General features: G+C 60.2%; 8 protein-coding genes. 6 read left to right on the top strand and 2 right to left on the bottom strand.

From position 1 onward, the window contains the following. The first annotated feature begins 32 nt into the window (after window positions 1-32). Both O0879_RS03930 and O0879_RS03925 read left to right on the top strand, forming a co-directional pair. Complete coding sequence (locus tag O0879_RS03930; RefSeq protein ID WP_289914734.1) at window positions 33-950, top strand: alpha/beta hydrolase; 918 nt, start codon at window positions 33-35, stop codon at window positions 948-950. Window positions 951-1,162: 212 nt separating this feature from the next. After that, window positions 1,163-2,182, top strand: coding sequence for a hypothetical protein (locus tag O0879_RS03925; RefSeq protein ID WP_289914732.1), 1,020 nt, complete (start codon window positions 1,163-1,165; stop codon window positions 2,180-2,182). 190 nt (window positions 2,183-2,372) lie between these two features. Here O0879_RS03925 and O0879_RS03920 read toward each other — a convergent pair whose 3' ends face one another. After that, window positions 2,373-2,903, bottom strand: a complete 531-nt coding sequence (locus O0879_RS03920) for an SRPBCC domain-containing protein (RefSeq protein WP_289914731.1) — start codon at window positions 2,901-2,903, stop codon at window positions 2,373-2,375. Between the two features lie 130 nt (window positions 2,904-3,033). Here O0879_RS03920 and O0879_RS03915 point away from each other — a divergent pair, with 130 nt between their 5' ends. From O0879_RS03915 to O0879_RS03900, 4 genes are read left to right on the top strand one after another with little or no spacing between them, the layout of a single operon-like run. Continuing rightward, the gene (locus O0879_RS03915; protein ID WP_152280889.1) at window positions 3,034-3,468 is read left to right on the top strand and encodes a MarR family transcriptional regulator; all 435 of its coding nucleotides are present in this window, start codon (window positions 3,034-3,036) and stop codon (window positions 3,466-3,468) included. Next, entirely contained in the window at window positions 3,465-5,039 is a 1,575-nt protein-coding gene (locus tag O0879_RS03910) for a DHA2 family efflux MFS transporter permease subunit (protein ID WP_289914729.1), read from the top strand. Before O0879_RS03915 ends, O0879_RS03910 begins: the two co-directional genes overlap by 4 nt. Before the next feature lie 17 nt (window positions 5,040-5,056). Further along, window positions 5,057-6,502, top strand: coding sequence for an efflux transporter outer membrane subunit (locus O0879_RS03905; protein ID WP_289914727.1), 1,446 nt, complete (start codon window positions 5,057-5,059; stop codon window positions 6,500-6,502). 21 nt (window positions 6,503-6,523) lie between these two features. Beyond that, window positions 6,524-7,699 (top strand): HlyD family efflux transporter periplasmic adaptor subunit, encoded by a 1,176-nt coding sequence (locus O0879_RS03900; protein ID WP_289914725.1) that lies wholly within the window; start codon window positions 6,524-6,526, stop codon window positions 7,697-7,699. Between the two features lie 3 nt (window positions 7,700-7,702). On the opposite strand, the gene fusA is transcribed toward O0879_RS03900, so the two are convergent. Further along, a complete protein-coding gene (gene fusA, locus O0879_RS03895; protein ID WP_289904905.1) occupies window positions 7,703-9,811 on the bottom strand; it encodes an elongation factor G in 2,109 nt (702 codons plus the stop codon). Between the last annotated feature and the right edge of the window lie 112 nt (window positions 9,812-9,923).

Raw genomic sequence — 9,923 nt, 5'->3', positions numbered from 1 at the left:
AAGTGTTGCTCTCTTCTCAAGCGAATTCCAGCATGCCTACCTCCTTGCCATCCTCCCTGATCGCCACCGCCCTGCTCGCCTCCGCCCACGGCGCCGTCGCCGCCCCCATGAGCCTGGACGACTACCTGGCCCTGAACGGCCCTCCGCCCACCGCGCAGATCGCGTATGGCCCCGCGCCGTCGCAATACGCGCAGCTGTTCCGGCCCGACGGCAGCGGACCGTTTCCCGTCGTCGTGCTCGTGCACGGCGGCTGCTGGACGGTGGCCTTCGGCGGCATCCAGCAGATGCGCAACGTGGCCGGCGCCCTCGTCGCGCAAGGCATCGCCGTGTGGAATGTCGAGTACCGCCGGGTCGACGAGCCGGGCGGCGGCTATCCGGGCACCTACGAAGACATGCACGCGGCGCTCGACAGCCTGCAACAGCACGCCTCCCAGTACCAGCTGGACGTGAACCGCATCGTCGCCATGGGCCACTCGGCCGGCGGCCAGCTGGTGCAGTGGATCGCAGGCAGGGAAAAGCTGCCCAAGACCAGCCCCCTGTATCGCGACCAGTTCCTGCCTGTCAAAAATATCGTCAGCCTGGGCGGCCTGGCCGACCTGCGCCATGAAAAGGACTTGATCAAGACCAGCTGCGAGCGCGACATTGCCCAGTTGGCAGGCAGCGCCAGCACCGAGCGCCCCGACATCTACAGCGACACCAACGCAGCCGACCTGATGCCCAACGGCAGCCGCACCGTCCTGATCACAGGCGAGCTCGACACCATCTCCCCGCCCAGAGTCGCGCACGACTATGCAGCCAAGGCAATCAAGGCCGGCGACCATGCGGAAGTACTGATCTTGCCCGGTGCCAGTCATTATGACGAGATTGCGGCGACGTCGAATGCTTGGGGGATGATTTTGCCGGTGGTGCGGGGGATGTTGGGGATGGATTTGCAAGAAAAGTCTAATTAATTTTCAAGAATTGACGTACATACCCTTGCCGAAAAATTGAACTTGCATAAATTTTGCAGTTCGTTGAAACTACATGAAAATTTTGCGATAGAAAATGATCATCAGAACTATTTAAAAGATCACAAAGTCGAAATTTTTCGAAATTTTGCATTCCATAGAGTCTGCACCCAACCAGTGCTTTGCCATTAAAAATTTTAATATAGGGATAAAAATTGGATAGCCCATTAAATACAATATGGAAAGAAAGCCCAGAGATAATTCGCAGCTATTACGACTTACTTCCTATGCATGATCGACTTTGCGATGAGGTAAAGTATATTGTTGAAAATAAAATTCGGGTTTTAGGCATTGAAGTTGGACATATCAGTGCCAGAGCAAAAACCCTTGCTAGTTTTTGCGAAAAAATAGAAAGGAAAACATATAAAAATCCGCTGGAAGAAATTACAGACCTAGCCGGAGTTAGAATCGTCTTTCTATATACTTCCGATAAGATTAAATTAGAAAAACTTATCGAAGATGAATTTGAAATTCATGAAAAAGTCGATAAGATTAATGATCAGGGCGTAGAGAGATTTGGCTATGGCGCCCTTCATTATATAGTTGGCTTAAAGGAACAGCATGCTGGAGCAAGGTATGACGATCTGAGAGGAATTCGATGTGAAATTCAAATTCGAACAATTCTTCAAGATGCTTGGGCAATTGTTGCTCATCATTTATCATACAAGCATGAAGAAGATATTCCTAATGAATTAAAACGAAAACTACATGCACTCTCAGGCATGTTTGAGACTGCAGATGATCAATTTGAAAATATAAACTATGCACGGATTGATTATCAAAATAAATTAAAAATTTCAATCAATTCAGATTCTCAACTATCACTTGAGGCTGACATTAATCTTGATAGCCTACTTGGGTACATGGCATGGAAATTCCCAAAAAGGAATACATCCTCCAAGGAATCTGCCGCCGACCTTTTGGAGGAATTAAATAAATTTGGATACGTTAAATTAAAAAATATTGACGATGCCATTAATAAAGCCTGGGATGCCGTTATGGCCAGCGAAAGGAAATACCCACCTCAGGATCCATTTGAGCATGAACCTGGTGAGTATGTTGGAGTTGGATTTGTGCGAGGAGCGCTGGAGTTTACCGATAAAGATTATCTTGAATTCCGGGGGCATAAATTTTCCATAAGGCGAGTCAGTGAATTCTCACATCTGGTAAAATAAAATCTGAAATATAAATATAAGATCCAGCCGCTATACAGTTAAATAGGCTCCCCGGGCCCAGCGGGCCTGAAAAATGGCCAGGGCAAGGCGCGCGGGCGAAGACAGTACGCATGTACGGCGAGCCCAAGCAACGCAGCCATGGACATTTTCTCAGGCCCGCGGCTCTGGCCCGCCGTTCAAAACAATACGATCACTGAACCCGCGCCAGATACTGTGCCAACTGGCCAAAGGTCGCCTTGAACCCCTCCTTCATCGACTCAAACCCCTGCTTGAAAGTCTCATGCTGCTCATCCGTCGCCTTGTGCGGCGTCGACCGCAAGGTCATCGTCGTCTTGCCGTTTTCCTCCGTAAGGGTCATCACATTGAACGATTCCAGCGGCCAGGTGGCGCTGACCGGATGCTGCACCGCATTGCCCTGCTTGTCAGCGAATGACAAAATCGACACGATCTTTTCCGGCGCTTCGATCGCCTGGTAGGTGAACTTGCCCCACATCTCATAGCCATTGTCGGCGCGCATGCCATAGTGGAAAATGCCGCCCGGCTGCAAGTCCAGCGCCAGCACGCTCAATTCGAAGCCGACGGGGCCCCACCATTGGGCCAGGCGCTCCGGCTCTACCCACGACTGGAATACCAGTTCGCGCGGCGCGTCGAAAGTTTGCGTGATGACAAAGTCGCTGCTGTCGCGGTGCTGTCCGTCCTGCTTCTGTTCTGCGGTGGTCATGGCGGTCTCCTCAGGGTAATGGTCTGGCACTAATGTACCAGCGGCGCAGATAAACGGGAAGGCCTGTACGCCTGTCAAACCTGCATGCTAAAATATTAGTTAGATACCTAACCATTAGACGACTCACTTTATGACTTCTATCGAAGAGCGCTTTTCCGCCGCCCTCCACAAGACGGCGCGCGGCTGGCGCCATGCCATCGACCGGCGCCTGAAAGACCTGGACCTGGGGCAAGCAAGCTGGATGTGCATCGCCATGATCGCCAAGTCGCCCCAGCCGCCTTCGCAAAGCGAACTGGCCCATCAATTGGGCGTGGAAAACCCCACCATGGTGTCGATGCTGGACCGGCTCGTGAAATCGGGCTTCGTGCAGCGCCAGCCATCGGAAACGGACCGCCGCGTCAAGCTGGTGGTGCTGACCGAGGCGGGCATGCAGGTCTATGACACCGTGCGCAAGGAAGCGGATGGTTTCCGTAAGGAACTGCTGCAGGGCATTGATCCTGATCAATTGCGGGCCGCCACCGAACTGTTGGAAGCGTTGCAGGCGGCCACGGAGAAATCCGCATGAGTTCGGCCACAGCCGGCGCCGCACCGGCGCTGCCCGCTTCACAGGACCCCAGCCTGAACCGGCGCATGATCACGATTTCGATCATGCTCGCCACCATCATCCAGGCGCTCGACGGCACCATCGCCAACGTCGCCCTGCCCCACATGCAAGGCAGCCTGTCCGCCTCGCAAGACCAGATCACCTGGGTACTCACCTCCTTCATCGTCGCCGCCGCCATCGCCACGCCCCTGACGGGCTGGCTGTGCGACCGCTACGGCCAGAAAAACACCTTTCTCGTTTCCGTGGCCGGTTTTACGCTCGCTTCCGTGCTGTGCGGGCTGTCCGGCACCCTGTCCGAGATCGTCGCCGCCCGTTTGCTGCAAGGCGTGTTCGGCGCGGCCCTCGTGCCCCTGTCGCAGGCGGTCTTGCTCGACATCAATCCGCGCGAAAAGCACGGCTCGGCCATGGCCATCTGGGGCATGGGCGTGATGATCGGCCCCATCCTGGGACCGACCTTGGGCGGCTGGCTGACGGACAGCTACAGCTGGCGCTGGGTCTTCTTCATCAACATCCCCATCGGCGCCATGGCTTTCTATGGCATCTGGCGCTACATCCGCAAGGACCCGCCGAACCGCCGCATGAACTTCGACATGTTCGGCTTTGCCACCCTGAGCCTGTCCATCGGCGCGCTGCAGATGCTGCTGGACCGTGGCGAGCAGAACGACTGGTTTTCTTCCACGGAAACGTGGATCGAAGCCATCGTGCTGGCCATGAGCTTGTGCTACTTCATCGCCCATACGGCCCTGCGTCCGGCCGGCAAGTCCTTCCTCGACTACCGGTTGCTGAAAAACTCGAACTATGTGAGCGGCTTGCTGTTCATCTTCATCGTCGGCATGGTGCTGTTCGCCACCCGCGCGCTGACGCCGTCGATGCTGCAAGGCTTGATGAACTATCCGGCGGCCATCGCCGGCCTCGTGACGGCGCCCAGCGGCCTGGGAACGATGCTGGCCATGCTGATCGTCGGCAAGCTGACGGGCAAGATCGATACGCGCATCCTGCTGGGCGTGGGCTTTTCCATCACCGCGTTCTCGCTGTGGCAGATGGCCAATTTCACCCTGGACCTGGTGCCGAAGACCGTCGTGTGGAACGGCATCATCCAGGGCATCGGCCTGGGCCTCGTCTTCGTGCCCCTGAGCGCGGCTACGTTTGCCACCCTGTCGCCGCAGATGCGGGCGGAAGGCACGGCCATCTACAGCCTGGTGCGCAATATCGGCAGCAGCATCGGCATCGCCCTCGTGCAAACCTTGTTGGTGCGCAATACGCAGATCGCCCATGCGTCCCTGACGGAACACATCACTATCGCCAACCCGGCCCTGCATGACCCCGGTATTGCCCAGGTGTTCGACCTGGGCACGAGCACGGGCATGGCGGCCCTGAATGGCGAAATCACGCGGCAGGCATCGATGATCGCCTACCTCGACGACTTCTGGCTGATGATGTGGCTGACCATCCTCGTGCTGCCGCTCTTGCTCCTGATCAAACCACCGAAGAAGAATGCGCCCGTCGTGGTCGACCACGCGGCCATGGAATAACCCTCATGCACACACCTATGAAACTCTCCCTGAGCGTCCTGGCACTAAGTTTGGCCCTGGCCGGCTGCGCCAGCATCCCGCCCGACACGCAACCGTTGCCGCAGCAAGACCTGGCCACGATGCAGCTGGCGGCCGACATCCACCTGGCCAGCGAAGGCTGGCCCGCCGCGCTGTGGTGGCGCCAGTTCCAGGACGCCCAGCTGGACCAGCTGATTGAAAGCGCCCTGTCCAGCAGCCCGAACCTGGACGTGGCGAATGCCCGCATCGGCTCGGCCCTGTCCGCGTTCGATGCCCAGCATGCGCAGCGCGGTCCCAGGATCGACCTGGGCGCGAATGCCAGCCGCCAGCGCTATTCGGGCAATGGCCTGATGCCCGCTCCCATCGGCGGCAATTACTACAATGAAACCACCGTGGGCGTGCAAGCCCATTACGACCTCGACTGGTGGGGCAAGCACAAGGCGCAGATCGCGGCCAGCCTGGGCGAAGTCAATGCGCGCCGCGCCGAATACGCGATGGCGGAGCAGATGCTGGCCGCCGAGATCGCCCGCCACTACTTCAGCATGCAAAATGGCTGGGCACGCATGGACAACCTGCATGCGCTCGTCAAGCTGCAACAGCAGCTGGTGGTCGACAAGGAAAAGCGCATCGCCAACGGCCTGGGCGTCAGCGACGACCATTTGTCCGCGCAAACGCGTTTGAGCTTGCTGCAACAGCAGATCGCCTTGCTGGAAACGCAGGTCGTCACGGAACGGGAAGCCTTGCGCGCCCTGTTGGGTGCGGATGCCTCGGCCCTGGTCAGCCTGCAGCCGAGGCAGGCGCAGGCGCTGCCGCACGCCCTGCCCGGCAAGCTGGGCATGGAATTGCTGGCGCGCCGGCCCGACTTGCAGGCGGCCCGCTGGCGAGTCCAGGCAGCCATGAGCACGATCGAGGCGGCGCAAGCCTCGTTCTACCCCGATATCGACCTGGGGGCCTCGTTCGGCCTCGACGCGATAAAACTGGGCAAGCTGCTGCAGTCCGGCAGCCGCACCCTGTTCATCGGCCCGGCCCTGTCGCTGCCTCTGTTCGACAGCGGCCGCCTGCAGGCGCAGCTGGCTGGCGCCCGCAGCGAACGCAATGAATTGATCGCCGACTACAACCAGAACGTCTTCAATGTCGTGCGCGACGTGGCGCAGGCGGGCGCCAGGGTGCAGGGCGTGGAAAACCAGCTGCGCCTGCAGCAGGAAAACCTGCGCGCCAGCGAAGCGCAGTTGCGCAATGCGAATGCGCGACTCAAGCAAGGTCTGGCCGACCGCGCCACGCAACTGAATGCGGAAATGACCGTGCGCGGCCAGGTGGACCTGGGCATGCAGCTGCAAAACCAGCGCCAGGACGCGGAAATCAACCTGACCGTGGCCCTGGGCGGCGGCTACCGTGGCAGCAGCGATTTCGCCGCCGGCGCCGACACCGTCACCACCAAACAATAACCAACGATTACGGAACACATCATGAGCAGCGATACCACCTCCACCTCCACCTCCGCACCCACCGACAACCCGGGCAAGCGCAAGACCGTCCTCATCGCCATCACGGCCGCCTTCCTCGTGGCTGGCGCGGCCTGGGCCGCCTACTATCAACTGGTGCTGTCCAGGGAAGAAGTCACGGACAATGCCTACGTGGGCGGCAACCTGGTCACCCTGTCCGCGCAAGTGACGGGCAATGTCGACGCCATCCGCGCCGACGAGACGCAAATGGTGAAAGCGGGCGCCCCCCTGATCACCCTGAATGCCATCGATGCGGAGCTGGCCCTGAGCCAGGCCGAGGCACGATTGGGCAACGTCGTGCGCCAGGAGCGCGAACGCTATGCGAACGTGGCGCAGTACGACGCCGTCATCGAGCAGCGCCGCCTGGCCCTGGCCACGGCGCAGGGCAACCTGGCGCGCCGCGCGCCGCTGGCGGCGGACCAGACGATCTCGGGCGAAGACTTGGCCCATGCGAAACAGGCCGTCGACGATGCGAAAGCGGCCTTGACGGTGGCGCAGCGCCAGGCCGAGTCGGCCAAATCGGGCGTGGCCGGCGTCAGCCTGGCCAGCCATCCGGCCGTCTTGTCGGCCAGGGGCGACGTGCTGCAGGCGTGGCTGGCCGTGCGCCGCAACGCCGTGGTCGCGCCCGTTTCGGGCTATGTCGCCAAGCGCAGCGTGCAGCTGGGCACGCACGTGACGCCGGGCACGCCCTTGATGTCCATCGTGCCGCTGGATCAATTATGGGTCGATGCGAACTTCAAGGAGTCCGAATTGCGCAATATCCGTGTGGGCCAGGCGGCCACCATCGAAACGGACTTGTATGGCAGCAAGGTGGTCTACCACGGCAAGGTGCTGGGCATGTCGGCCGGCACGGGCAGCGCGTTTTCCCTGCTGCCGGCGCAGAATGCCACGGGAAACTGGATCAAGGTGGTGCAGCGCGTGCCCGTGCGCATCACGCTCGATCCGAAGGAATTGGCCGCCCACCCGCTGCGCATCGGCCTGTCGACCACGGTGACGGTCGATACCAGCCATGGCGAAGGGGCCACCCTGGACCAGCCGATGGTGACCAGCACGGTCTACACGACCCAGGCGCTGAGCCAGCCCGTGGATGAAGCGGAGAAGATGGCGGACGCCATCATTGCGCAGAACTCAAGCCACTGACGCCTACTTCGCCTTCCCCGCCGCCGCCACCTGGTCCAGTATATGCTTGGGCACGGCCGCATAGTGCTTGAATTCCATCGTGTAGGTGGCGCGGCCCTGGGTCAGCGAACGCAAGGTTGTCGAGTAACCGAACATTTCGGCCAGCGGCACCAGGGCCTTGACGATGCGTCCCGCGCCGCCGGGAATGTCGTCGACGCCCTGCACCATGCCGCGCCTGGCCGTCAAGTCGCCCATGACGTTGCCCATGAACTCTTCCGGCGTTTCCGCCTCCACCTGCATCATCGGTTCCAGCAGCACAGGATGGGCCTTGCGCATGCCATCCTTGAAGGCGATGGAGCCGGCCATGCGGAACGCGTTTTCGTTCGAATCGACGTCGTGGTAGGAGCCGAAGGTCAGCGTCGCCTTGACGTCGACGACCGGATAGCCGGCCAGCACGCCCGATTTCAAGGTTTCGACGATGCCCTTGTCGACGGCCGGGATGAATTCGCGCGGCACCACGCCGCCCTTGATGGCATCGACGAATTGATAACCGGTACCTGGCGGCAAGGGTTCCAGCTTGAGCACCACGTGGCCGTACTGGCCCCGTCCGCCCGATTGCTTGACGAACTTGCCTTCGATATCGTCCACCGCGCGCGTGATGGTTTCGCGGTACGCCACTTGCGGCTTGCCGACATTGGCTTCCACGCCGAATTCGCGGCGCATGCGGTCGACCAGAATTTCCAGGTGCAACTCGCCCATGCCCGACATGATGGTCTGGCCCGATTCCTCGTCCGTATGCACCCGGAACGACGGGTCTTCCTGCGCCAGGCGGTTCAGGGCGATGCCCATCTTTTCCTGGTCAGGCTTGGTCTTGGGTTCGACCGCCTGGGAAATCACGGGTTCCGGGAAAATCATCTTTTCCAGCACGATGATGTGGTCGATGGCGCACAGGGTGTCGCCCGTGGTGACGGCTTTCAAGCCCACGGCGGCGGCGATGTCGCCCGCATACACTTCCTTGATTTCCTTGCGTTCGTTCGCATGCATCTGCAGGATGCGCCCCAACCGCTCGCGCGCGCTCTTGGTGGGGTTGTAGACCATGTCGCCCGAATTCACCACGCCCGAATACACGCGGAAGAAGGTCAGCTGCCCCACGAACGGGTCCGTCATGATCTTGAAGGCCAGGGCCGAGAAATGCTCGTCGTCCGTCGGGTGGCGCTCCACCTCGTTGTCGTGCTCGTCATGGCCCATGATGGGCGGCACTTCCATCGGTGACGGCAGGTATTCGATGACGGCGTCGAGCATCGCCTGCACGCCCTTGTTCTTGAAGGCGCTGCCGCACAGCATGGGCACGATTTCATTGCGGATGGTGCGCGCGCGCAAGGCCTGCTTCAGCTCCGCTTCCGTGAACGTGTCGCCGTTCAGGTAGCGTTCCGTCATCTCCAGCGTGGCTTCGGCCGCCTGCTCGACCAGGTGCTCGTGCCACTCCTGCGCCTGCGCCAGCAGCTCGGCGGGAATCTCGCCATAGCTGAACTGCACGCCCTGGCTGGCGTCATCCCACGTGATGGCGCGCATTTTCAGCAGATCGATGACGCCCGTGAAATGCTCTTCCGCGCCGATGGGCAGCTGGATGGGCACGGCCACGCCTTTCAGGCGCTCGGCGATCTGCTTGCGCACACGCAAGAAATCCGCCCCCACCCGGTCCATCTTGTTGATGAAGGCGATGCGCGGCACATGGTATTTGTTGGCTTGCCGCCAGACGGTTTCCGACTGCGGCTGCACGCCGCCGACGGCATCGTAGACCATCACGGCGCCGTCGAGCACGCGCATCGAGCGTTCGACCTCAATCGTGAAATCCACGTGGCCCGGCGTATCGATGATGTTGATGCGGTGTTCGGGGAAGTTGCCGGCCATGCCTTTCCAGAAGGCCGTGGTGGCGGCCGAGGTGATGGTGATGCCCCGTTCCTGCTCCTGCTCCATCCAGTCCATGGTGGCGGCGCCGTTGTGCACTTCGCCGATCTTGTGATTCACCCCCGTATAGAACAGGATGCGCTCGGTGGTGGTGGTCTTGCCGGCGTCGATATGGGCGCTGATGCCGATGTTGCGGTAGCGCTCGATAGGTGTTTTGCGGGTCATCACAATCTCCATGGCTAGCCCGGCGCGCCAGTGTCAGCACCGGTTTTCCAGTGTAGCAGACATCGATTTGGGCGGCACGGCGGCAAACCGTTTACCAAGCGCACAACACTGT

The organism is Janthinobacterium sp. SUN120 (assembly GCF_030397735.1).
GTDB lineage: Bacteria > Pseudomonadota > Gammaproteobacteria > Burkholderiales > Burkholderiaceae_D > Janthinobacterium > Janthinobacterium kumbetense.
The sequence above is the reverse complement of the archived record's forward strand: the minus strand, read 5'-3'. Positions and strand labels throughout refer to the sequence as shown.